At 60.7% G+C, this 22,935-nt stretch carries 23 protein-coding genes and 1 tRNA gene; 15 read left to right on the forward strand and 9 right to left on the reverse strand.

Annotated elements, in window-relative coordinates:
• Positions 1-118: 118 nt before the first annotated feature.
• Positions 119-643: a BON domain-containing protein gene (locus VIE67_RS03315; protein WP_332023251.1), complete on the reverse strand. Its 525-nt coding sequence runs from the start codon at positions 641-643 to the stop codon at positions 119-121.
• 140 nt (positions 644-783) lie between these two features.
• On the opposite strand from VIE67_RS03315, the gene VIE67_RS03320 reads away from it, so the two are divergent.
• Both VIE67_RS03320 and VIE67_RS03325 read left to right on the forward strand, forming a co-directional pair.
• Positions 784-1,515 carry a response regulator gene (locus tag VIE67_RS03320; RefSeq protein WP_332023253.1) on the forward strand — a complete coding sequence of 244 codons (732 nt, stop codon included), beginning with the start codon at positions 784-786 and terminating at the stop codon, positions 1,513-1,515.
• Positions 1,516-1,519: 4 nt separating this feature from the next.
• The gene (locus VIE67_RS03325) at positions 1,520-3,562 is read left to right on the forward strand and encodes a PAS domain S-box protein (RefSeq protein WP_332023255.1); all 2,043 of its coding nucleotides are present in this window, start codon (positions 1,520-1,522) and stop codon (positions 3,560-3,562) included.
• A 3-nt stretch (positions 3,563-3,565) separates the two neighbouring features.
• On the opposite strand, the gene VIE67_RS03330 is transcribed toward VIE67_RS03325, so the two are convergent.
• Positions 3,566-4,300 (reverse strand): Crp/Fnr family transcriptional regulator, encoded by a 735-nt coding sequence (locus tag VIE67_RS03330; protein WP_332023257.1) that lies wholly within the window; start codon positions 4,298-4,300, stop codon positions 3,566-3,568.
• Between the two features lie 127 nt (positions 4,301-4,427).
• On the opposite strand from VIE67_RS03330, the gene VIE67_RS03335 reads away from it, so the two are divergent.
• On the forward strand, positions 4,428-5,594 hold the full coding sequence (locus VIE67_RS03335) for a ribonucleotide reductase barrel domain-containing protein (RefSeq protein WP_332023260.1): 1,167 nt from the start codon (positions 4,428-4,430) through the stop codon (positions 5,592-5,594).
• Between the two features lie 98 nt (positions 5,595-5,692).
• Positions 5,693-6,508, forward strand: a complete 816-nt coding sequence (locus VIE67_RS03340) for a universal stress protein (RefSeq protein WP_332023261.1) — start codon at positions 5,693-5,695, stop codon at positions 6,506-6,508.
• Between the two features lie 113 nt (positions 6,509-6,621).
• On the opposite strand, the gene hemN is transcribed toward VIE67_RS03340, so the two are convergent.
• Positions 6,622-8,034 (reverse strand): oxygen-independent coproporphyrinogen III oxidase, encoded by a 1,413-nt coding sequence (gene hemN / locus VIE67_RS03345; protein WP_332023263.1) that lies wholly within the window; start codon positions 8,032-8,034, stop codon positions 6,622-6,624.
• A 269-nt stretch (positions 8,035-8,303) separates the two neighbouring features.
• Here hemN and VIE67_RS03350 point away from each other — a divergent pair, with 269 nt between their 5' ends.
• The 3 genes from VIE67_RS03350 to VIE67_RS03360 all read left to right on the forward strand — a co-directional run bounded on the left by VIE67_RS03350 (position 8,304) and on the right by VIE67_RS03360 (position 11,137).
• A complete protein-coding gene (locus VIE67_RS03350) occupies positions 8,304-9,572 on the forward strand; it encodes a M20 family metallopeptidase (protein WP_332023265.1) in 1,269 nt (422 codons plus the stop codon).
• 172 nt (positions 9,573-9,744) lie between these two features.
• Complete coding sequence (locus VIE67_RS03355; protein WP_332023267.1) at positions 9,745-10,353, forward strand: trimeric intracellular cation channel family protein; 609 nt, start codon at positions 9,745-9,747, stop codon at positions 10,351-10,353.
• A gap of 391 nt (positions 10,354-10,744) precedes the next feature.
• Positions 10,745-11,137, forward strand: a complete 393-nt coding sequence (locus tag VIE67_RS03360) for a DoxX family protein (protein ID WP_332023269.1) — start codon at positions 10,745-10,747, stop codon at positions 11,135-11,137.
• Positions 11,138-11,515: 378 nt separating this feature from the next.
• Here VIE67_RS03360 and VIE67_RS03365 read toward each other — a convergent pair whose 3' ends face one another.
• Positions 11,516-12,085, reverse strand: coding sequence for an ester cyclase (locus VIE67_RS03365; protein WP_332023271.1), 570 nt, complete (start codon positions 12,083-12,085; stop codon positions 11,516-11,518).
• 86 nt (positions 12,086-12,171) lie between these two features.
• Positions 12,172-12,663: a nuclear transport factor 2 family protein gene (locus VIE67_RS03370; RefSeq protein ID WP_332023273.1), complete on the reverse strand. Its 492-nt coding sequence runs from the start codon at positions 12,661-12,663 to the stop codon at positions 12,172-12,174.
• Positions 12,664-13,092: 429 nt separating this feature from the next.
• On the opposite strand from VIE67_RS03370, the gene VIE67_RS03375 reads away from it, so the two are divergent.
• From VIE67_RS03375 to VIE67_RS03410, 8 genes are all read left to right on the forward strand, one after another.
• Positions 13,093-13,467 (forward strand): TraR/DksA family transcriptional regulator, encoded by a 375-nt coding sequence (locus tag VIE67_RS03375; RefSeq protein WP_332023275.1) that lies wholly within the window; start codon positions 13,093-13,095, stop codon positions 13,465-13,467.
• A 168-nt stretch (positions 13,468-13,635) separates the two neighbouring features.
• Positions 13,636-14,310 (forward strand): alpha/beta hydrolase, encoded by a 675-nt coding sequence (locus tag VIE67_RS03380; RefSeq protein WP_332023277.1) that lies wholly within the window; start codon positions 13,636-13,638, stop codon positions 14,308-14,310.
• Positions 14,300-14,806: a hypothetical protein gene (locus VIE67_RS03385; protein WP_332023279.1), complete on the forward strand. Its 507-nt coding sequence runs from the start codon at positions 14,300-14,302 to the stop codon at positions 14,804-14,806. Before VIE67_RS03380 ends, VIE67_RS03385 begins: the two co-directional genes overlap by 11 nt.
• A 58-nt stretch (positions 14,807-14,864) precedes the next feature.
• Complete coding sequence (locus VIE67_RS03390; protein WP_332023281.1) at positions 14,865-15,437, forward strand: NADPH-dependent FMN reductase; 573 nt, start codon at positions 14,865-14,867, stop codon at positions 15,435-15,437.
• A gap of 126 nt (positions 15,438-15,563) precedes the next feature.
• Entirely contained in the window at positions 15,564-17,654 is a 2,091-nt protein-coding gene (locus VIE67_RS03395; protein ID WP_332023283.1) for a copper-transporting P-type ATPase, read from the forward strand.
• Positions 17,655-17,810: 156 nt separating this feature from the next.
• Complete coding sequence (locus VIE67_RS03400; protein WP_332023318.1) at positions 17,811-18,179, forward strand: carboxymuconolactone decarboxylase family protein; 369 nt, start codon at positions 17,811-17,813, stop codon at positions 18,177-18,179.
• A gap of 51 nt (positions 18,180-18,230) precedes the next feature.
• On the forward strand, positions 18,231-18,785 hold the full coding sequence (locus VIE67_RS03405) for a Dps family protein (RefSeq protein ID WP_332023284.1): 555 nt from the start codon (positions 18,231-18,233) through the stop codon (positions 18,783-18,785).
• Positions 18,786-18,825: 40 nt separating this feature from the next.
• Positions 18,826-19,545, forward strand: a complete 720-nt coding sequence (locus VIE67_RS03410) for a pirin family protein (protein WP_332023286.1) — start codon at positions 18,826-18,828, stop codon at positions 19,543-19,545.
• Positions 19,546-19,593: 48 nt separating this feature from the next.
• Here the strand turns inward: VIE67_RS03410 and VIE67_RS03415 are convergent.
• From VIE67_RS03415 to VIE67_RS03430, 4 genes are all read right to left on the reverse strand, one after another.
• Positions 19,594-19,680: transfer RNA gene (locus VIE67_RS03415), tRNA-Leu, on the reverse strand.
• A gap of 361 nt (positions 19,681-20,041) precedes the next feature.
• Positions 20,042-20,620, reverse strand: coding sequence for a cysteine dioxygenase family protein (locus VIE67_RS03420; RefSeq protein ID WP_332023288.1), 579 nt, complete (start codon positions 20,618-20,620; stop codon positions 20,042-20,044).
• A gap of 64 nt (positions 20,621-20,684) precedes the next feature.
• On the reverse strand, positions 20,685-21,827 hold the full coding sequence (gene metX, locus VIE67_RS03425) for a homoserine O-acetyltransferase MetX (RefSeq protein WP_332023290.1): 1,143 nt from the start codon (positions 21,825-21,827) through the stop codon (positions 20,685-20,687).
• 70 nt (positions 21,828-21,897) lie between these two features.
• Positions 21,898-22,908, reverse strand: a complete 1,011-nt coding sequence (locus tag VIE67_RS03430; protein ID WP_332023292.1) for a DUF3187 family protein — start codon at positions 22,906-22,908, stop codon at positions 21,898-21,900.
• Positions 22,909-22,935 lie beyond the last annotated feature (27 nt).

Here is a 22,935-nt window from a genome sequence, read left to right on the forward strand (position 1 = left end):
CGAGTCGAATTCGATCATCGGTGGATGCCCGTTCGTTTTGCAGAGTCGCGCCGTGGCGTCCTGGGCTGGTTCGCCGCTCGCGGCGCGTGACGTTGCTATCCGACCCGATATCGCTCCGTCACCAAACGCACCAGTCGCATCGGCCCTCGCATCCGTGCACGCATTGCGCGGGGACGCTGCCCGGATCCGGATTCCCAGACCGCTGAAATCGGCTGGAAATATTGGGCGTAATGCCGGTAATGCCGACGATATGGTTGATGGCGTCGATCGCCGTACGGCATTGATAGGCCCAATCGACTTCGCCGGCCAGGGTTACCCAGCCATTTTGAACCGTGATTTTCAAGCGGCCCTGGGGCACAGCTGAATTCCATTCCAGCGCGTGGCATGCGGCCCGCACCAGGTCCTCATCCGAGCGCCAGCTGGCGACGGGCAAGGCCACGTCGATCTCCAGGACGACGCCTTTTACACCCACAACCCGTTGCGCAGCCCGTTCCGCTGCGCATTTCTGCGAATAGCTTTCGACATGGCCGGCCAAGGTCACGATTCCCTCATTGACCTCGACTCCGATTCGGGTGGCCGGCACCGACGCTTCCCATCCGAGTTCATCGATCACGTCTTGTTGAAGTTCACGATCGGGTTTCATGGCTTACTCCCGCAATCTCGGTGATACCCTATTCCTCGCAGCAAGGACGTCGTTGATGTAAATCAAGTCCATTCGACAGGACGCACTTTTTGTCCTCCTCACCCAACCCATCGAGAACAGGCCGATCGATGCCAGCGGATATGACCAACCAGTCAGCGGCGAGGCGCCAACGTCTGCTTGTCGTGGAGGACGACCAGGAAATTGCCAATGTGCTGCGGCGCTATTTTTCGGTGCAGGGCTTCGATGTCAGCGTCGCGGGCGAAGGCACGTCGATGCGCGCGATCCTTCAAGCCGAATCGATTGACGTGGTCCTGCTGGATCTGGGTTTGCCAGGGGAGGACGGCTTTGCGCTGACTCGTTACCTGCGCGAGACCTGGAAGGTCGCCGTCATCATACTCACCGGGCGCGCGGAGTCGGTCGATCGTATCGTCGGCCTTGAACTTGGCGCCGACGACTACGTCACTAAGCCGTTTGATCTGCGTGAATTGCTCGCCCGCGTGCGCAGCGTTCTGCGTCGAACTGCGGCAGCGGAAACGCCTGGATCAAATTCGACCGGGAATCTCCGCTTTGCCGGATTCACACTGAATACCGGCGCACGCACGCTGACCGGGCCCGAAGGTGACGAAGTCCCCTTGACTACGGGCGAGTATGAGCTGCTCCGCGTTTTCCTCGCTCACCCCGACCGCGTACTCTCGCGAGACGATCTGATGAGCCATTTGCACGGGCGCGACACCGGGCCATACGATCGCGCTATCGACGTCGGCGTCGGACGACTGCGCCGTAAATTGGAAGACGATGCGGCGAAGCCGGCTCTGATCAGGGCCGTGCGCGGGGCAGGCTATCTGTTTTCGGCACGCGTGGAGCGCGGGTGAGGTCATGGCCGACTTTCCTGCGCTGAAGACCGCGACTTTCAAGGCTCTGTTCGAGACCGCGCCCGATGCGATGGTCGTCATCGATGCGAGCGGGTGCATCATTTTGAGCAATCCCCAGGCGGAGCGGCTTTTCGGTTATCCACCCGCCGGACTCACGCGGCTTTCGGTCGATGCGCTGGTTCCTGAGCGTGTTCGTCAAGCTCATTTGGCGCATCGTGCGGACTATATACGTCAGCCACGGGTTCGGCCCATGGGCAAAGGCCAGGAACTGAGCGGCGTGCGCCTCGACGGCAGCGAGTTCCCGGCCGAGATAGGACTCAGTCCGATCGAAAGCGAGGACGGTCGTTTCTACGTCGCGTCGATTCGGGACATATCGGAGACCCAGCGCGCCCGGCAGGCGATAATTCGCGCACGCTACGACAAGACGGTCGCCCACCTCAGTCGTCTGGCCCTGGAATCCCAAGGCGCACACGCATTGCTGGATACGGCGCCCGGCCTCATTGCCCGCGAACTGGATGTCGACGCGATTGCCGTGGCCTTGATCCAGACGCAGGGCAGGCCGTTGCAGTTGCGCGCCTCGGTCGGAATGGTTCCGGCGTTTCAGAAAATCGTCGCGTTTCTGCTTTCACCCGAGTGCTTTTCCGCCGTGCCGCGATCTGAAGAAGCGTTCATTGCATCCATCGACGAGCTGCCGGAAGGAAAGTCGGCGGATCTCAAGCGCATGCTCGCCGAAGGAGCTTACGACAATCTCGTCGCCGTGCCGTTATTCGATCGCGAGGGTCCGATGGGCGCATTGATCGCGGCGGCGCGCAAGCGCAATGCATTCGATCGCGACGAAGTACACTTTTTACGCTCGGTGGCCCATCTCTTCGCGGCCGTCGCGCAGCGCACCCGCACGGAGGAGCAACTTGCGCACGCCCAGCGTCTGGAGGCGGTGGGTCAGCTCACTGGCGGGATCGCCCACGATTTCAATAATCTGCTTACGGTTATTTCCGGAAACCTGCAGCTGCTGGAAGACGAACTCGCGGACCGGCCCGAGGTACAGGACATACTTGCCGCCGCCTTGCGCGCCACCGGGCGCGGAGCGGAGCTGACGCGCAAGCTGCTGGTGTTCGCTCGGCGTCAGCGTCTGAATCCGCTGGCGATCGATATGCGCACCTTGCTCGACGAACTTGGCCCAATGCTGGTCAGGTCGCTCGGCGAAGCGGTGAAAGTGGAGATCCAGTGCGCGCCGGGCATGGCGAACGTCTTCGTCGATCCGGGCGAGCTCGACGCCGCGATCCTGAATTTGGCAATCAACGCGCGCGATGCGATGCCACGTGGTGGGGTCTTGTATATCGTTGCGCGTGAGCGACATGTGGACTCTGCAGAAGCATCACCCGAGTTGCCCGCCGGCACTTACGTCGCCATCGAAGTGCGCGATACGGGGCTCGGGATGACGCCGGATGTCCTGGCTCGCGCGTTCGAACCCTTCTTCACTACAAAGGAGACCGGACGTGGCAGCGGGCTGGGGCTCAGCATGGTGTATGGCTTCGTGAAGCAGTCCGGTGGACATATCGTTGCCGAGAGTCGGCTCGGCTACGGTACACGCATCGATTTGTATTTGCCTGCAGCCGCGTCGGCGCCGCCGCCGCGTGCGCAGCTGCCGCCGAAGCCGCCTCCGGCCGGAAAGGAGATCGTTCTCGTCGTGGAAGACGAGGAAGATGTAAGACGCATCGCCGTCGCATTCCTGACCTCAGCCGGATACACGACTTGCGAGGCGGCCAACGGTGAACAGGCATTGCAGATATTGCAGTCCCGTCGCGATGTGGCGTTGCTGTTCAGCGATGTCGTTCTGGGCAGCGGGATGAGCGGCGGTGAGCTTGCCAATGCCGCACAAAGTCTGTGGCCGAACCTGCGCGTTCTGCTCACCTCCGGCTATGAGCACCCGACATCCCAACCTGATACGACTACTCCACCAAGCCTGCCACTACTGCGCAAGCCGTATCGGCGGGAGGACCTTCTGGCCTCGATACGTCAATCACTGACACCCATTGTCGCGCTCTGAGCTTCAATGGACTTGCGTGCTCGGACTGGAGACACGGCGCAACTCCGCATGATCCAGAATGCGTATCTCGCGCCGCTCCACGTCGATGCTATTCGTATCCGCCAGATGGCCCAGAGCGCGGCTGACGGTTTCATGCTTCAGCGCAAGATAGCTGGCGATATCGGCGCGGCACATGCGCAGGATGAAATGGCTGCCGCTGAATCCGAGCGCCTGGTAGCGAGCGGCCAGATCGAGCAGAAAAGCCGCCACGCGTTGCTCGGCAGTAAGGGTGCCCAGCGCGAGCATCCAGGAACGACCACGGCGGATTTCCTGGGCCAGCGCCGCCGTCAACCGGGAGTGCAGATCGGGGATACGCAGACACGCAGTGAGGACCGGTGGGTAAGGCAGTTCCCAAACTTCGCTGGTCTCCAGCGCAATCACGTCGCACGAATATGTCGCCAACCCGATCGATTCGGCGCCGACGATTTCCCCCTGCAGACGAAATGCCGTGACCTGTTCGCGGCCGTCATCGGCGAGTTCGCACATTTTTACCGATCCGACCCGCACGAAGAACAGTGAATGAAACGGCTGCCCGGTGCGGTATACATACTGGCCCGGTTCGAGCCGCCGCCGGAAGATCTGGACGTGCTCGCGAATCAGTTCTGGATCAAAACCCTGTGTGCTGTGTACCGATATGTGGCCGGCATGAGTGGCGTTTGCGACTTGGGAAGAAACAGACTGTGCAACAACCTGGCTCATGGGCGGATCCTCATCGAAAGGGCTGACGATATTCGTAGCTCAGGCTAACGGTTGCCCTGCATAAGACGACGACTGCTTGGAAACGATCGGTAACAGTTTGTAACAGCCATTGCGAACCTGTGCGGACTTGATCCTGCTCAAATCCCGTGCGCTGGCATCTTCGATACTGCGCAAGCAGTCGAGGAGTGCCGTGCTGGACAAGCCAATCAATTCGCCATTCGTCGACCCGGCGGCGGTAGAGGCGTGGGATGCATGGTTCCGTTTGCGCGATGGCAACCACGTTCTGGAGCTGTCGATCGAGGCAACATGGCTACGCATCGCCCGCGCCCTGGTTGCCGCGGAGCCCAAGGATGCGGAAATCTGGGAGGAGCGCTTTTTCGACGCGCTGTCGAGCTGGCAGCTGCTGCTCGATGAGCGAATCATCGCCGGCGCGCGCGCCGGCGCGTGCGATTGTTTTCATCCTGATGCGATCGCGTTACTCAATGTGGCCGCTTTCGTCGGCGACCCGTTTACACCAGAAGCCCGTTTCGATTTCGATGGACTCCACGCAGGGGCGAGGCTTGCGGTGCGCGCCCTGGACGATGTGGTGCTGCAATGCGCCGGGGAAGGTGGTCCGAACCCGTCGGTCCGCATCGGCATCATGGGTGTCGCCGACGCGTTGACGCTGCTGGGCCTGCGCTACGACAGCACGGAGGGTCGCATGTGCGCCGGCGCGATTGCGCGGACTTTCGCCCAGGGATGCCTGTCCGGCAATGTGCGAATGGCGCGGGAGCGGGGAGCGCGGTTGGGTAGCGGCCGCACCACGGCCGAACTTGGCAGGTTGCGCGACGTTCCCGCGGAATTGATCGCGCAGGCCTCCGCTTTCGGATTGCGCCACGCATCGCTCACGGCGATCGTTTCCAGACCGAAGCTGGCGCTGCTTGCCAACAACGTGGCGGACGCTCTTGATCCGCTCAACGCAGGAGCTCGTCTGCAGACCATCGAAGCGAACGCGATCTCGCGAACGATTCGCTCGCGCGGCTATGCCGCCATTCTCGCGTTGCGCAATCCCGGCGCCCGGACACAAGAACTTGTTGCCGGAAATACGATTGACAGCACAACCGTGCCAGCTCAAATCGAAATGCGCGGCGCGATGCAGCCCTGGATCGACTCGCGCATCGACTACCCGATCAGCACGAGCAGCCGGCTCGATCCGGATTCGATCGAACGATGGAAGAGGTTGGCCATGCAACGCCAGCTGGGTCGGTTGCGCGGTTTCCGCCGAGCGCGGTCCGTGCGTTCAAACGAGACGTGAGACGCGTCGACGCAATGATCGTGTATGACCTCGATCAACGCCGACTGCGCGCGTAACTGTTATATTTTGGTGCGTAACCAAGCGTAGCGGAGACGGTAATGCGCGACATTCTCGCCCTTGCAAACAAATATGGCAGCTGGACCCGCAACATGCAGTATGCGGGCGATCTCGCCGCGTTGCTCGATGCGTCTCTGACGGGCATCTACGTATCCGGCCCTGTCCCGCCCGCTGGTGCGCCGACCGTCTATCCGGAGCTTTACAACTGGACCGCGAATGTGGTGCGCGAGGCCGTCGAAGCGGAACCGCTGTTTTGCAACTGGGCGAACGGGCTTGGGATCAAACACGCGCATTGGCAGGTAGCCGAGGGAAGCGTCGAAATGGTGCTCGCGCATGCCTCAAACTGGCAAGATGTACTTGTTCTGGAGGCGGGAAAGAACAGCCTATGGGGTTCCGCGCAGACGCTGGGGAAAATTTTGATCACCTCGGGATTGCCTTGCATTGTGGTGCCCGAGAAGTTGCACCCGAATGCGAATCCGGACGCGATAGCCATCGCCTGGAATGGTTCCACCGAATCCATGCGTGCCGTGCACGCGGCATTGCCATTGCTGAGAAAGGCGGGACGGGTCATTCTCCTTTATGGCGAGAGAGCGTTGCCATTTTCGTCGCTTGCCTGGCAACCACCGCTCGATGTCGAGCAATACCTGACACGACATGACATCAAATTCACCAAGCGTCTGTTCGACGCAAGCGGTGACGTGGCGGGGGCGAAACTGTTGCGCACCGCGGACAAGGCACAAGCCAATCTTCTTGTAATGGGTGGCTATGGGCGTTCCCGATTCAGCGAGTGGATGCTGGGCGGCGCGACCTTGCACATACTCGAGCACAGCAAGATTCCGGTGCTGATGCGCCACTGAGGATCAAGGCCTGCGACTGCGCTGTCGAGTTGCCGTCGCGATCCCGCATGGACGCAAGCCCCTCGCGTTAGCGCAGCGATCGAGTCATTTGCCGATTGCGCAGCACGAAGTCGTCATAGTGCGCGGGAATAGCGTATTTGCGTTGTCGCTTGCTCGCGCGGCAGGTGGGCGTCGAAGCACATCGCGATAATGCGCAACAGGAAGCGGCCGCGCGAAGTAACCACCAGTCGTTGGGGTTCCAGCACAATCAACCCGTCGTTCGCCAGTTCCTGCAGGCGCAGCAGTTCGGTGGAAAAGTACGCGTCAAAATCGAGCGTGTGGCGTGCTTCGAACGCGGCGATGTCGAGCGTCCCGTGACACATCAGCTGCTGGATCGCATCGGCGCGGATCAGATCGTCGTCGTCCAGTGCGAGGCCGCGTGCAACCGGCAAGCGACCGGCGTCGAGCGCGGCATAGTAGCCGGGCAGGTCGCGCGCGTTCTGACTGAAGCTCGCGCCGACGTGCGAGATCGAACTCATGCCCAAGCCGACCAGATCGCAGTCGGCGTGGGTGGAGTAGCCCTGGAAGTTGCGCTGCAGGGTGCCCGCGTCCTGCGCGCGAGCCAGGTCGTCGCCGGGCCGCGCGAAGTGATCCATGCCGATATAGCGATAGCCCGCGGCGGTGAGCGTTTCAACGGTGAGGCCGAGCAGGGCGAGTCGCGTGGCCGCATCGGGCAAGTCCCCTACATGGATACGCCGTTGCGCCTTGAAGCGCTCCGGCAGGTGGGCGTAGGCGTAGGCGGCGATGCGGTCGGGCGCCAGGGCAATGACCTGGTCGAGTGTGCGCCTGAAATTTGCCACAGTCTGTTTGGGCAAGCCATAGATCAGATCGACGCTGGTCGAGCGGAAGCCTGAACTGCGCGCGGCTTCGAGTACGGCGCGCGTCTGCTCGACGCTCTGCATGCGGTTGACCGCAGCCTGCACGGCGGGATCGAAATCCTGGATACCGACCGAGATACGGTTGAAACCGCGTTTCGCCAGCATCTGCACGTAGTCCGGTCCGCACCAGCGCGGATCGATTTCGATGCCGAATTCGCGGTCGCTGTCGCGACTGAATGTGAAATGCTGTGCGAGCGATTCGAGCAGCTCGCCCATTTGATCGGCGCCGAGGAAATTCGGCGTACCACCACCAAAGTGCAGCTGCACGAGCGCACGGTCGCGGTCGAACAACGGAGCGGTCAACTCGATTTCGCGCTGGAGATAACCCAGATAGACGCCTGCCTTGCCTGGATCGCGCGTGATGATGCGCGTGCAACCGCAATAGAAGCAGGGACTCAGACAGAACGGCACATGCACGTACAGTGAAAGCCGGCGCGGTACAGGATCCTCATTGGAGGCGCGCGCAAAGGCGCGCAGGTTGGTTTCGCCGAACGTGGTATTGAACTGTGGCGCGGTCGGATATGACGTATACCGCGGTCCGGCAACGTCATGGCGGGCGATCAGCGATGAATCGAAATGGGGGATTGTGACTTGCGTTGCCGTTTCCATGCAGCGATATTCCGGCGGAAACCAAAGCGCGGAACTGACGTGGATCAAATTGCAGCTTATTCGTTGCGCCGAGCCACACCGAGTCTGTGAGTCTTTGCACGAGGCGAAAGGGATGCGATTGAATTCAATCGTTCCTTTGCAAGCGCTATGATTGGAGCCGCAGCAATGGCGTCGTCCACCAAAAAGTGCGAGCTTCAGTTCTCATGCCGCATCATGCCGCGCTGCGGTGACAAGTAGGCTGCCGACATTCATAGGAAGGGTCCGAACTCATGAACACGCCTCAGACCAATTCTCCGGATTCAGTATTGCGCGACCTCGATAGCCTGCTTCCCGACTTGGAAGCTTTCTACAAGGATGTGCACTCGCATCCAGAACTCTCGATGCAGGAGACGCGCACGGCAGGTTTGGCCGCCGACCGTCTGCGCGCGGCGGGCTTTGAAGTCACGGCCGGCATCGGCAAGACCGGCGTGGTGGGCTTGCTGCGCAACGGCGATGGGCCGACGGTCATGCTGCGCGCCGATATGGATGCGCTGCCTGTGGAGGAGGCGACGGGTTTGCCCTATGCGAGCAAGGTAACGGTCGCTGATTCAGAAGGTAACACCGTGCCGGTCTCGCATATGTGCGGCCATGATATGCATGTGACGTGGCTTGTGGGTGCCGCAAAGTTGCTTGCCGATTCACGTACGGCGTGGCGTGGCACGTTGATGGCGGTTTTCCAGCCCGGCGAGGAGACTGCGCAGGGCGCGCGGGCAATGATCGCTGACGACCTTTTCAAACGGTTTCCCAAGCCGGATGTCGTGTTGGGTCAGCACGTCATGGTCGGACCGTCGGGCACGGTTGCCGGAAGCGCGGGGCCCATCACGTCCGCGGCCGACAGTCTGCAGATTCGGCTGTTCGGGCGCGGCGCACATGGATCGATGCCGCAGGCCAGCATCGATCCGGTTGTCATGGCCGCCTCGACGGTCCTGCGACTGCAAACTATCGTCTCCCGCGAAGTCGCTGCCACCGAGGCCGCCGTGGTCACGGTCGGCGTCCTGCAGGCCGGCACCAAGGAGAATGTGATCCCGGATGAAGCCATCATCAAGCTGAACGTTCGGACCTTCGATGCGGGGGTTCGCAAGCGAGTGCTCGCGGCGATAGAGCGGATCGTGAATGCCGAAGCGGAGGCGTCGGGCGCACCGCGGCCACCAGAGATCACGCCGCTCGACAGCTATCCGCTCAATGTGAACGACAAGACGGCCAGTGACCGGGTCGCCGGGGCGCTTCGCGCACACTTCTCGGCCGATCGTGTCATGCACACCGGCCCCGCGCCGGCCAGCGAGGATTTCGGATGCTTTGGCACCGAATGGCATGCCCCTTCGGTCTTTTGGTTCGTGGGCGGTACTGATCCTGCTGTCTACGCCAAAGCCAAGGAGGAAGGCCGGATCAACGAGTTGCCGGTCAATCACAGTCCCAAGTTCGCGCCAGTTATCCATCCCACCCTGCGCACCGGTGTCGAGGCACTGGTTGTCGCGACTGGGGCGTGGCTAAAGGGGTAGCGTGCAAGCAAGCTTGCGCGCGGGCGCCTGCATTCTGGAGCACCGCTATCTCATCGATGAGGACGGTATCACCATGGCAGAGCGTTGATCAGTGGTGGATCAATTCATCACTGCATTAACCGCTCGCGTTGTGGAAAGATGAGCCCGCTGAAAAGTCTCAGGAGACCGCGTCATGATCTCGCTTCCGTATGCGCTCGATCTTGCTGGCACCTTTGTTTTTGCGCTGAGCGGTGCGATGGCGGGTGTGAAACACAAGTTGGATCTGTTCGGTGTCCTGGTGCTGTCCTTTGCGGCAGCGAATACGGGGGGAATCGTTCGCGACATTTTGATTGGTGCTGTTCCACCTGGAGCCATCAGCGACTGGCACTATCTCGGGGTCTCGCTCGCAGCCGGATTCGTCACGTTCTATTTTCCGGCCAGAATCACGCAGCGATGGAATCCGGTACTTTTGTTCGATGCCGCGGGACTAGCGCTCTTTGCAGTCGTCGGAGCGCAAAAGGCGCTGGTCTACGGACTGAATCCGGTCATGGCCACCTTGCTTGGCATGTTGACGGGAATCGGTGGCGGCATGGCTCGCGATATTCTGTTGGCCGAGATCCCCACCGTGCTGCGGACCGACCTGTATGCCCTGGCAGCCCTGGCGGGTGCGGCGATCGTGGTTGTCGCAAACGTGCTGCAGCTGCCGCCCGGCCCGGCGGCGCTCGTCGGAGCGGCGTTCTGCTTCGCACTCCGCGTCCTTGCGATCAGGCGCCACTGGCGGCTTCCCGTCGCCAGGGTTTGAGGCCCGATCGCGTGGCAAATCACGGGAGGTCATTGCGAGCGCCAAGGCATCAGACGTACTATCGATCAACCTCCAGGCGCTAATACTGCATCGTACTGCGGTTGCCAACGCGCCAACTTGCCACGTTCAGCCAAGGAGAGCTTTCGTGTTTCAACCGATGGTGATGGGGATTCGTTCTGGCACGCCGTGGACCGCAGCTCGGACGGTCGCCCGTTGACGGCAATGTGTGTGATCGCGCTGTTCGCGTCTGCTCCCTTACATGCTGACGAATCTCAGCTCGCGGCCTGGCAAAGATCACTCCATCAACCTAATCTGGCGGCAACCTACACGCCCCGGCGATCCCGCTCGCCGGGAGCCCGCAAACTCAACCTGACAGGCAAAGGAGCACATCGTGGACAAATTGATTAGTGTCGCGGCACGGCTGCTGATGGCGCAGATGTTCATAATTTCGGGCTGGCAGAAATTGACGGGCTTCAACGGCACCGAAGGCTACTTTTCCTCACTGGGCATTCCCCTGGTGGGCGTGGTCACCCCGCTGGTCATCCTCATTGAGCTGGGTGGTGGCCTTGCACTGCTGTTCGGATTCAAGACACGCTGGGTCGCTGCGGTCATTGCGGCATTCACGGTGGGCTCCGCACTGATCGCGCATATGAATTTCTCCGATCAGGGCCAGGCCATCAATTTCATGAAGAACCTCTCGATCACCGGCGGCCTGCTGTGGTTCGCCAAGTACGGCGCCGGCTCCGCGAGCATCGATGCAGCGATCGGCAAATCGTCGTCATGAGGCGCGCCCGGTGTCCGCTGGCGGTGCATAGGGCCATGGCGTGCAGACGACCGATGCGGCATCCCTCCTGAAAAAACCTCCGGGATGGGAGTAGCAAGCTGCTTCCATCGCTCATCTGCGAGGTGGGCGAAATTGCATAAGTGTTGGGACAGCTATCGAAGTCGTTCATTTTTTCGCCGGAGGGTATAATTATCCAGCGTGGAGCTCGGGCGGAAAAGGAAAGCGCTCAAGCCCGTCCGCAACTGCTTGCCGCCCGCCTATGGCAGCGCCAACACCGTGTGCGCGACTTGGATTTAAAGGAATACTGAGTCGATCATACAGACCGACGACGATTAGTCTTCTCGCCGTCGCTTCGAAGTACCGCGCTAAAAACCTGGGTCAGGGTGCGAGACCGGCTTGTTTCATGAATGCCTGGTTATCCCAAAACAAATACTCCTCGTCCATGAGCCCGTTTTTCCAATGGCCGATGGTAGCCATTTCGAATTTGAATTTTTTGCCCGTGGGAGCGATCGTCTTGCCGCCGCCGATGGGCATGGGCTGGGTAAAAGTGCCCTGCATGACGCCGATGACACTGGTCCACTCGCCGGTGCCGATGCGCACGGGGTGCGTTTCGATGCGCGTGTCGGGCGCAAACACGAACATGGGTTTGAGTTCTGCAATATGCGCTTCCAATCCCTTTGTCGTATGCCCATCGGGATAATGCACGAGGATGTCCGGCGCGTGGCTCTCCTTGAATCGCTCCCACTTCTGATGGGTATAGACATCGAAATCCAGCGTGTCGAAGATCGACAGGTGATCTTTGGCCTTGATCTCGTCTGCCTTGTATTTGGCGAGTTGCGCATCACCCGCCGTCGCGATGCTGGCGAACAACAAAGCTGACGCTGCGATAATCGCCTTGACTGACATTGACGCTTCGACTCTGAGTTTGTGTGACTGCATACTGATCATCTGCATCGCTCCCGCTGAATATGTATACCTGAGTGCACCGCGCTGCTAACTCGACAGCGAAGGTCTGAAGCGCACCGTCTTTTTGATCAAAACATGGTGTTGCTGTTTGCTGTCTGCTCCGGAATGGCTTGCTGCACATCCCAGTGTTCAACGATGCGACCATGATCCAGTCGAAAAATATCCACTACCGCCGTGCCTCGGTCCTCGGGCGACTTGGTAAGGTGCACGTGTAGCACCACCAGACCGCCTTCCGCGATCACTCGGACAATTTGACTGTGGCGTTGCGGGAATTGCGCGAAAACTCGTGCAAAGCCTTCCACGAACTCCTTGCGGCCGTTCGGCACATTGGGGTTGTGTTGGATGTATACATCGCCGATGTAGCGATCAGCGGCAGCAAGGTCGTGTTGATTGAAAAACCGTTCGTAGAACGCGACAACGAGCTTGCGATTTTCATTCGCCTCCGTCGATACCCCTTGCGCCGGTACAGGGGTCGGAATCATCGCGCACACTGCCAGAAAAAGAGAGAAGAGGCATTTCCTTATACCACGCATGTGGCCCATTGTCGCTTTGACGGACATTGGCGTTTCGACTCCGAGTCTGGGGGACTGAGTGGTTCTGGTCACGTTTGTGGCTCCCGGCAAAAATGTGCGTGGTAGCGTTTGCATGCTGCCAAAAACGCTCCGCCAATTTGTCAGAATAGCATCTCAAATGCTGCTGTACTTCTACCATTTCCCGCTCGAAGGACTCGCATTCGAAGCTCTGCTTCTGCAGTAACATCGTTGTGGCATCGTCCGATGGAACGGCCAGGCGTGTTGATAATATTTGCGATGTCGATCAGTGTGGCGGGCCCCGGGAAATCGCTTGTATTTCGAGCAGAGCGTCGCGCTGACCCTTGAGCCAACGCGGTTCGGCGCGCCGGCGATGCGAGGCGTATCATCTGACCGGCAGATGCTGTTCGTGACCGCATCGAAGCGCATTTCCCAATTGGCACTGCAAGGAGACGGTCCATGTCCGGCCACAACACAAGCTTGACGAGGGAATTCATCGAACAGCAGCACAAGCGTCTGCTCGCGTTGCGCGACCAGCTGCTCGGCGGCGAGCATCGCACGATCAGCAGAGAACGCGAGCTTCAGCAAGAGTACGGTGGCGAAGCTTCGGAATTCGAGGAGAAAGCGCAGGTCAACGCACGGCGTGAGGTCAATCAGGCGCTGCACGATGTCGACAACCGGCGTCTGGCAGATATCGAACGGGCACTGAAGAAAATCGAACAGGGCACTTATGGCATCTCGGATATGAGCGGCAAGCACATTCCGCAAGCCAGGCTGGAAGCCACGCCAGAAGCCGTGCTGACCGTGCAGGAAGAAGCCACGACGGAAAAATGATCGGCGCTTGCCGAAGGTGCCGTTAAGGGAGGAAATGATGAGTGGGCCGAGCGAGCCAATTCCGTTCTCGGCGCGTCAGCAGGACGACATCGACCGTCACGCGCCTCGCGTCGTGAGCGGATCGTCGTCACCCTTGGTTGCCGCCACGCTCGCGCTCGGGCAAGCCGCGTGACCGGCATCGGACCATTGATCGCCGATCCGCAGTTCGCGCTGCGCTTGCGCATGCGCGCGCCGGCGGCGCAAAAACCTGCGTCGTTGCTCGTATTGCTGCACGGTGTCGGCGGCAACGAGACGAACCTCGTCGAGTTGGCTGCCGACGTGGCCGCCGACACGCTCGTCGTTTTTCCGCGCGGCCCGCTGCAGCTGGGTCAGGAACAATTCGCCTGGTTCCGCGTGGCGTTCACGGCGAGCGGCCCGCAACCGGATCTGCACGAGGCCGAGCAAAGTCGTCAGCTGCTGATCCACTGCATCGAACAGCTGCAGGCGCAGTACGCCATCGAACCGCGGCGCACGACGATTGCCGGTTTCAGCCAAGGCGGCATCATGAGTGCGAGTGTGGCGCTTACAGCGCCCGAACGTGTTGCTGCGTTCGCCGTGTTGTGTGGACGCATTCTGCCGGAGATCGAATCCGACATTGCTGATCCCGCGCGACTATCGTCACTCCGGGCTTTCATCGGGCACGGCCAGTACGACACCAAGCTGCCGGTCTTCTGGGCCGAGCGTTCCGACGCATGGTTGAACCGCCTCGGCGTTGCCCATGTCGCACGCATTTATGCGACAGGCCATGAGTTGGGTGAAGAGATGCGCTCCGACTTTTTGCGCTGGCTCAATCATGACGCGTGACGCCGCGGTCCTTCACCTGGGTGCCGAACGTACAGCGCTGACACACGGTGGCGGTGGAGACGATGATGAGGTAATGCTCGCTCCCGGGTGGTTAATCATCGGGCGCAAGCACCTGTCGCGCACGCCACTGCATGCGATCGATATCGAGCAGGCCATCGACACGATCGAGGACGCGCTGATGCAGGTACCGAACGACGTGCGCGGTTTGGCGCTGTCCGGCAGCGATCCCGTGCTGCGCAACATCGCGCGAATTGCCGGGCTCAACGACGAGGCGTCCACGCTCCCGCGCGACGTGGTCGAGAAAACCTTTGAGCGGATGGTCGCAATACCGCTCGGACGGCCGAGTTCGCAAGACCCAATGCCCGCAGACATGAATTTCGTCGCATCGCTTTTGCTGCTGCGCGAAATCATGCATCACTTGGGGTTTCCCTCGATTACACTGAGTGGGGCCGCGAGCGGGCACCGTGACGAGTTGGCTTGGGCGCAAGGCAAGTAGAAGTAGATTTTGCGGTCCGCAGTTCCTTAATTCGGCGGTATACGATCAGGAGAATGACATGGCAACGTACAAGGTCGGTTATCTCATTGGCAGTCTTTCGTCAGCCTCCATCAACCGTCAGCTCGCGACGGCGCTGATGCGCCTGGCCCCTCCCGAGCTGACCTTCGAAGAGATCCATTTCAGGGACCTGCCGATGTACAGCCCGGATTTCGACAAGAACTATCCGGCATCCGCGCAGACCTTCAAGCAGGCGCTCGCCGACGTCGACGCAGTACTTTTCGTCACACCCGAATACAACCGTTCGATTCCCGGTGGTCTCAAGAACGCGATCGACTGGGCGAGCCGCCCGTACGGCAAGAACTCGTTTGCGCGCAAGCCATCGGCCACAATCGGCGCATCGCCGGGGCCGATCGCTACCGCGGTGGCGCAACAACATCTGCGCAGTTTGCTGGGCTATTGCAATTCGCCGCAGATGAATTCACCGGAGGCCTACATCCAGTTCAAGCCCGGTCTCATTGATGCGGACGGCCGCGTCACCAACGAAGACACCGAGAAATTCCTTCGCGATTTCATGAACGAGCTGCATGCCTTCATTGTTCGCGTGCTGACCGTATTGCCGCGCACTGCCTAACCGGTTTGAGCAGGTGTCCCATTCGTGAGCGCACACAGCCCGCATCAGTCGCCGATGTCCCATGTGCCGCATGGGCAAGATGGAGCGCTTGCTGCGGATGCGGGGGAAACGATCTACACCTGTCCCATGCATCCGCAGATCCGGCAGATCGGTTCAGGACATTGCCCGATTTGTGGAATGACGCTTGAGCCGGTGGTTCCTGCGGGGACACAGGACGAGTCGGAGTTGCGGGCGGTTCAACGGCGGTTTGCAATCTCCGCAATCCTGGCGGTTCCGCTGCTGCTGATCGCAATGGGGCCGCATTTGCTGGGAATCCATCCCGGCGAGGCAACAGCCCGTGCGCTGCGCTTCGTGGAACTTCTGTTGTCGTCCCCGTTGGTCCTGTGGGCAGGCGCATCGTATTACGTGCGCGGCTGGCAAGGCATTCGCGCGCGTTCACCGAACATGTATACGCTGATTGGTCTTGGTGTCCTCGTGGCATATTCGTTCAGCCTCGTGGCGACGTTTGTTCCATCGCTCTTTCCGCCGGCGATGCGAGACGAGCACGGCATGGTGGGCGTCTATTTCGAAGCAGCTGGCGTTATCGTCGCCCTGGTGCTGCTCGGGGAGTGGCTGGAGCTGCGCGCTCGCGGCAAGACGTCCGCTGCCATTCGACGGTTGCTGGATCTTGTTCCCAAGAGAGCGCGACGCATCAATCCAGACGGCAACGAAGAGGAGGTTGATCTCGACAGCATTGAGATCGGCGATCTGCTGCGTGTGCGTCCGGGCGAAAAAATCCCGGTGGATGGTGTTGTCATCGACGGCACCAGCAGCGTTGACGAATCCTTGCTGACGGGTGAACCCGTTCCGGTCGAGAAACGAGCCAACGACCGCGTGACCGGCGGAACGCTCAACGGCACCGGCAGTGTAAAGATGAAGGCGGATCGTGTTGGACACGACACGGTCCTTGCGCAAATCGTCGCCCTTGTCGCCCAGGCGCAGAGGTCCAGGGCCCCATTGCAGCGGGTGGCGGATCGCGTGTCGTCGTTTTTTGTACCTGCTGTCGTGGCAATCGCTGTGCTGACATTTGCCGTTTGGTTTGTGATGGGACCGCAGCCTCGTATGGCCTATGCCATCGTCAACGCGGTCGCGGTGCTCATCATCGCGTGTCCATGCGCACTCGGCCTGGCCACACCGATTTCCATCATGGTCGCCAGTGGTCGCGGAGCCGAGATGGGAGTGCTTTTTCGGGATGCCGTCGCAATCGAAGCGTTGGCAAGCGTGCGCACATTGGTTGTCGACAAGACCGGCACTTTGACTGAAGGCAAGCCCGCGCTGACGGATGTAGGCGTTGTCGCGGACGTGAAAGAATCCGAGGTGTTGGCTCTGGCCGCGGCGGTCGAGGCGGTGAGCGAGCATCCGCTTGCGCGGGCCATACTTGAAGGCGCAAGGAAACGCGGTATCGCGATTGCCAATGCCGGCGACTTTTCATCCATCACGGGTCAAGGTGTGCGGGGCCGCGTAGCAGGGGCGACCGTTGCGCTGGGCAATGCGGCGCTGATGCATTCGGTCGGCGCCGATCCGTCACCGCTGCGTGCGCGCGCCGAGGAGCTGCGTGGACAGGCGAAAACGGTGATGTATCTCGCACGAGACGGCAAGTTTCTCGGACTTGTCGCCGTGCAGGACCGTATCAAGACCAATGCGGCAGGGATCATTGCTGCGCTTCATCACGATGGGCTGCGGGTTGTGATGCTCACCGGAGACAGCGATGCAACCGCCCGGGTCGTGGCAGCGGAACTCGGCATCGATGAATTTCACGCGAACCAGACGCCTGCGATGAAGGCTGAGTGGATCGCGCAAACGAAAGCGTCGGGTGCGCGCGTTGCGATGGCCGGCGATGGCGTGAACGATGCGCCAGCGCTGGCCGCGGCGGACGTCGGCATCGCCATGGGCAGCGGCTCCGACGTCGCAAAGGAAAGCGCGCAGATCACGCTGATCACGAGCGACCTGGGCGGCATCTTGCGCGCACGCCGGCTCTCCGCGGCTACGGTCCACAACATCTATCAGAACCTGGCCTTCGCGTTTCTGTACAACACCCTCGGAATTCCTGTAGCTGCAGGAGTGCTCTATCCCATGTTCGGAATTCTGCTGAGTCCGGTCGTGGCAGCGGTAGCGATGAGTCTGTCGTCAGTGTCGGTGATTACCAATGCGCTGCGCCTCCGCTACGTGCGACTGTAGAGCGGGCACAGCGAATTTTGACGCTGCTCGCGCATTCGATGGCTGAGGCGTATTGTCGATCGAACGGTCTCCCACTTCGATTTGCCGCGCAACATCGAATGGCACGCGTTTCATCTCGAATTGATCGGCCGCGAATTCAATGAGGAGAACACCATGATGCTTGACTGGAACAACTATCGCACCCAGATTCTTGCGACGATTGGCGATATCGCCAAGATCAGTCCCGACACCGTGCGTGGCTATGGACAACTCGGTGCCGCAGGCGCAAAAACGGCGCACCTCGACGCAAAGACGCGCGAATTGATCGCTCTTGCCGTCGCCGTGACTCGGCAATGCGATGGCTGCATTACAACGCATACCGATGCAGCGGTGAAACACGGTGCCAGCAGAGAGGAGATCATGGAAGCGCTTGGCGTAGCGATTGCGGTGAATGCCGGCGCTGCACTTGTGTACTCCGCTCGCGTCATGGATGCATTCACTGAACGGACTCGAGACCAGAACACTGGCGCCGCAGCACCCGAGTGACGGGGCGCCCACAGCACGTTCGTTTTTACCCCCTGAATAGCGAGGCGTATCGTGAAGAAGAACAAATTGACGACGAAACAGGTGCAGAAGCTGGAACGCAGACGAAGCGCGGCATTGGCCACGCCAACGGATCTGGACACCGCGGCAACCAAGGATATTGAGGGCGCGATGAATGCGATTCTGGCCGATGTGTTCGCCCTCTACATGAAGACCAAGAATTTCCATTGGCACATGAGTGGGCCGAACTTTCGCGACTACCATTTGCTGCTTGATGAACAGGCGGACCAGTTGTTTGCGATGACGGATCCCATCGCAGAGCGAGTACGCAAGGTCGGTGGTACAACGCTTCGATCCATCGGCCAGATTTCGCGGCAACAACGGGTGGCCGACAACGAGGCCGAATACGTCGAGGCCTCAGACATGCTGGCCGAACTGCGTGAAGACAACAAGACTTTTGCCGCGCGCCTGCGCGAGGCTCACAACGTGTGCGACGAGCATCGCGATATGGCTACCGCCAGCCTGATCGAGGTATGGATCGACGAAACTGAGCGACGAACGTGGTTCCTGTTTGAGACTGGTCGTCGCGCGGGCTCTGCCGGGCATTGAGACTCGGCGACGAAAAGCCTATACAAGTGAGGATAGAACAGTGCTTGAAATCCTGCGCGCGTCAGACCGGGGGCTTGCCAATATCGGCTGGCTGAAGTCACGCCATACGTTTTCGTTCGGCGGCTACAACAATCCCAAGCAGGTTGGGTTCTCCGATCTTCTAGTCATCAACGATGATCAGGTACAGCCCGGTAAGGGGTTTGGCGAACATAGCCACCAGGACATGGAGATTTTTTCCTACGTGCTGAACGGCGCGCTTGAGCACAAGGACTCCATGGGCACAGGATCCGTGATACGTCCCGGCGATGTGCAGATGATGAGTGCAGGCACCGGTGTGCGCCACAGCGAGTTCAATCATTCAAAGACCGATCCGGTGCATTTCTTGCAGATATGGATCGTGCCAGAGCGCAAGCGTGTTCAACCCCGTTATCAGGAGGCACGCTTTTCCGATGTGGAGAAGCGAGGCCGACTGCGATTGATCATCTCACCCTCCGGCGGGGGCAGGTCTCTGTCGGTCTACCAGGACGTGCGGGTGTATGCAGGATTGCTCGACGGGAGCGAGGAAGCGGTCTTGAAGTTGGCGCCGGATCGCTACGCGTATGTGCATATCGCGCGGGGTGAAGTTAGTCTTCAGGGCGAGCCTTTCATGGAGGGCGACGGCGTACGCATACGGAACGAGACGCTTCTGAAGTTTCGTCAAGGGAAAGACGCCGAGGTACTGGTGTTCGACCTGCGCCCAAACGAGCTACCCCGTTTTTGATGTCCATCAATGATTCAGGACTTTATTGGACGTCTTAGAATTACTTAATGGTGCCGGTGGAGGGAATCGAACCCACACTACCTTTCAGTAACCAGATTTTGAGTCTGGCGCGTCTACCAATTCCGCCACACCGGCTTTGATGAGGGGTGCGCATTATATCTAAAGCGCGACCGAGTACGACTAATTTTGTGCGGGTTCCAAACGCATGGCTATGAATGCTGGATTCCCGCCTGCGCGGGAATGACGAGCTGAGATACGCCGTTACAGGCTGGTCAGAAAGTAAGGGAACAGGCGGATCAATGCTGTGCGGTTTGCTGATGTGGGAATGAGCCCCTCCCCCTGATGGGGGAGGGGTTGGGGAGAGGGTGACGCCTGCGCAGCAGGCGCCTGCGGCGCCTTCCCCTCTCCCGACGCTGCGCGCCACCCTCCCGCAAGGGGAGAGGGGAAAGAGCCATTCGGGTTGTGCTACTTACTGACTTCTGAGTAATCAGCACGGTCAGTGCGTTGCGTCGAACGCCAGGCAGCGTTGGTCGCGCTCATACCAGCCCGATTCGACTGGCCGGAACACCGAACATTGCGTCATCGGGCCGCGATAGATGTGCAGGGTCACCGCGATCGAATCGGTTTCCGGATTGCGGATCGTGTGGAATTCGTGTGGCGGAATCAGGCTGCCGGCGGAGCCGGGGCCGACATTCATCGTACCGCGCGATTCGAAATAGTAGCGGTCGTCGCGCTGTTCGATCAGCTCGTACGGCGTGATCTCGAGCGAGCCGTGCCACACGCCTTCGACGCACCACATTCCGGCGTGATCATGGATCGGCGTGCCCTGGCCCGGTCCCCATGTCATCGCGATGACGCTGTAGCCGAGTTCGTCGCTGCGATACAACTCACGGCGCGCGTAATGATCGGTCACCCGTTCGAACACACAACCCGGCAATTTGACCGAGGGATCGCGAATCAGCTCGCACAGGGTATGGCGCAACGCATCGGCGATTTCGGAGGTCTTGTCGTGATGCACGGCGCGATCGAGCGCAGTGACAAGGTGGCCCGAGCCGGGGAAATCGAGTGCGAGCATGGCGGTCTTTTTCGAAGAGTGCTTGTGATCTTCGCGATCAGGAGATCGCATCAACACAGGCAGTTTACAGCGTCGCAAGAAATCCCGCGATGGCCGCGCCGAAGCGCGCGATATCGACGAGGAAGGCATCGTGACCCTGCGGTGAATCGAGCGCGACGAACTCGACCTGCGCACCAGCACTGCGCAGGCCACCGGCGATTTCCTCCTGCTGCGACAGCGGAAACAGGATGTCGGTGGATACGCCGATCACCAGCGCGCGTTCGACGTCGATCCGTGCCAGCGCCGCGGCTACCTTGCTGCCGGACTGCTCACCGCGAATCGGTGGGGCCGGATTTTTCGGAGCATGCTCGGCGACGTCGAACCAGTCGCTCGCGCGCGACAGATACAGGTAGCAGTTCGGATCGAAACTGCGCACGAATTTTCTCGCGTGGCCGACCAGGTACGACTCGACCGCGAATTCGGCGCCGAACGGATCGCCGTCCGCGCGCGCATCGTGATCCAGGCGAATGCGTGCGAAGCGCCCGACCCATTCCATCGCCGAGCGATAGGTAATCACGCCGAGTTTGCGTGCGATCGACATGCCGGCTTCGGGGTAGTTTTCTTCGTCGTAATTGCCATGGTTCCAGTGCGGATCGAGACGGATCGCTTCGCGTTGCAGCGAGCGGATCGCGATCGCGAACGGCTGCGCCTGCAGCGCGGTCGAGATGCTGATGTGCGCGCGCACGCTGCGCGGATGTTGCAGGAGATAACCGAGCGCGCTCATGCCGCCCATCGAATTGCCGATCAGGCAGCCGAGATGGTCGATGCCGAGACCGCGCACGAGTTCGTAGCCGGCATTGGCGACGTCTTCGAGGGTAAGGTCGGGAAAATCGAGTTTGTATACTTTGCCGGTTTGTGGATTTATCGACGCCGCGCCGGTCGAGCCTTTGCAACTGCCGAGCGAGTTGACGCAGATCACGAACCAGCGCTTGGTATCGATGTGCTTGCCCGGGCCGACCATGTCTTCCCACCAGCCCGGCGAGGGATCGCCTGCGTTCGCCGCCGCATGCGCGCCCGGCGACAGGCCGGTGAGGATCAGGATTGCGTTGTCGCGCGCCGCGCTGAGCGTGCCCCAGGTTTCATAGGCGACCTGCGCACCGATCAACGCATCGCCGCGACGCATCGCGAACGGCGAGGGCAGGCTGAAATACTGGCGTGCGTCGTTCATGCGTGTGGGTCGCGAGGCGCAAAAGAGACGGGCAGGCGAGCTTATACTGCGGCCAACCCGGCGCCAAGGTTCAGTCGTGTGGCCGGTATCTGAACGCCACGAGCAGCGAAACATCCTGCGTATGCCCTATCGGCAGATCTTCACTCACGCCGAGCAGCAGTTCGGAGCGCGCGCCGATCGGACGCACGAAGCCGAAAGTATACATGCCCGCGTAGTCGAGAAAAATCGGCACGTTGCGGTACAGCGCGCCGTGCACGTCGAACTGGAATTGCGCGCTCCACTTGCCGATCAGCGGCGCGCGCACATAGACATCGGCGAACGGTGCCGAGGAACGCGCCAGGGTCGGCAGCACATCGTTTCCATTCGTATACAAATAGCCGACGCGCGCGCCGACCTGGATACTGTTGTAAACGGTCCAGTTGCCGAACGCTGCCAGCGATGCGGCGTTGTCGCCGGTGTCACTCAGGTGTCGGCTATCGCCGGTCGGCAGTTTGACGCCGAGTGAAACGCCGTAACTCGCGCTGTCGGAGACGTTCCAGGTGCGAGTTAGGTCCAGCAGTAACGGAGCCAGCGCCTGACCGGGGCGGTCGAGCGCGTAGAGCACGTCGCCGTCGCTACTGAGCCGGATCACGGGCGGCTTCTCGCCGAGCCGGCCGCCGCGAAATCCCCGCGGCGAGCCGATGAGCTTGTGAAAGTCCTGGATCGGCCGGTCGAGAAAGCCGACGCCGATCCATTCGTCGCCGAGCGAGGCGCGCGCGCTCCAGTTGTTGTCGAACGCGTAGTTGACGGCGATTCGCGATTCGCGGGTTTCCGCGCCGAACACGAGATGGATGCCCGGGCCGTCGCTGAGCAGGCCCTGCCTGCTGCTGATCAGCTGGGTGTTGGATTCGCTCAGAGTGGCATCGATGCTCCAGTTTCCGGCGCGCAGCGCGGGCGTCGGCAGCAGTGGCAGACCGCTGCCCAGCACGAACGGATTCTGATCGCGCACGGGTAGCCAGGCGGAATCGTCCGCGTGGGCGACGCCGCTGGCGCCGAGCAGGGAAGCAACGAGTACGCACAGCCGGACCCAAATCGTTTTCACGAAATCCCCCCAAGGGCGACGATGCCG

The organism is Rudaea sp. (assembly GCF_036560865.1).
In the GTDB taxonomy this organism is placed as follows: Bacteria; Pseudomonadota; Gammaproteobacteria; order Xanthomonadales; family Rhodanobacteraceae; genus Rudaea.

Bases quoted from the DNA above. Each gene is read 5' to 3' on its own strand.
- VIE67_RS03315 (WP_332023251.1), bottom strand. From the start codon at position 643: ATGAAACCCGATCGTGAACTTCAACAAGACGTGATCGATGAACTCGGA.
- VIE67_RS03320 (WP_332023253.1), top strand. From the start codon at position 784: ATGACCAACCAGTCAGCGGCGAGGCGCCAACGTCTGCTTGTCGTGGAG.
- VIE67_RS03325 (WP_332023255.1), top strand. From the start codon at position 1,520: ATGGCCGACTTTCCTGCGCTGAAGACCGCGACTTTCAAGGCTCTGTTC.
- VIE67_RS03330 (WP_332023257.1), bottom strand. From the start codon at position 4,300: ATGAGCCAGGTTGTTGCACAGTCTGTTTCTTCCCAAGTCGCAAACGCC.
- VIE67_RS03340 (WP_332023261.1), top strand. From the start codon at position 5,693: ATGCGCGACATTCTCGCCCTTGCAAACAAATATGGCAGCTGGACCCGC.
- hemN (WP_332023263.1), bottom strand. From the start codon at position 8,034: ATGGAAACGGCAACGCAAGTCACAATCCCCCATTTCGATTCATCGCTG.
- VIE67_RS03350 (WP_332023265.1), top strand. From the start codon at position 8,304: ATGAACACGCCTCAGACCAATTCTCCGGATTCAGTATTGCGCGACCTC.
- VIE67_RS03355 (WP_332023267.1), top strand. From the start codon at position 9,745: ATGATCTCGCTTCCGTATGCGCTCGATCTTGCTGGCACCTTTGTTTTT.
- VIE67_RS03365 (WP_332023271.1), bottom strand. From the start codon at position 12,085: ATGATCAGTATGCAGTCACACAAACTCAGAGTCGAAGCGTCAATGTCA.
- VIE67_RS03370 (WP_332023273.1), bottom strand. From the start codon at position 12,663: ATGTCCGTCAAAGCGACAATGGGCCACATGCGTGGTATAAGGAAATGC.
- VIE67_RS03375 (WP_332023275.1), top strand. From the start codon at position 13,093: ATGTCCGGCCACAACACAAGCTTGACGAGGGAATTCATCGAACAGCAG.
- VIE67_RS03385 (WP_332023279.1), top strand. From the start codon at position 14,300: ATGACGCGTGACGCCGCGGTCCTTCACCTGGGTGCCGAACGTACAGCG.
- VIE67_RS03390 (WP_332023281.1), top strand. From the start codon at position 14,865: ATGGCAACGTACAAGGTCGGTTATCTCATTGGCAGTCTTTCGTCAGCC.
- VIE67_RS03395 (WP_332023283.1), top strand. From the start codon at position 15,564: ATGCATCCGCAGATCCGGCAGATCGGTTCAGGACATTGCCCGATTTGT.
- VIE67_RS03400 (WP_332023318.1), top strand. From the start codon at position 17,811: ATGCTTGACTGGAACAACTATCGCACCCAGATTCTTGCGACGATTGGC.
- VIE67_RS03420 (WP_332023288.1), bottom strand. From the start codon at position 20,620: ATGCTCGCACTCGATTTCCCCGGCTCGGGCCACCTTGTCACTGCGCTC.
- metX (WP_332023290.1), bottom strand. From the start codon at position 21,827: ATGAACGACGCACGCCAGTATTTCAGCCTGCCCTCGCCGTTCGCGATG.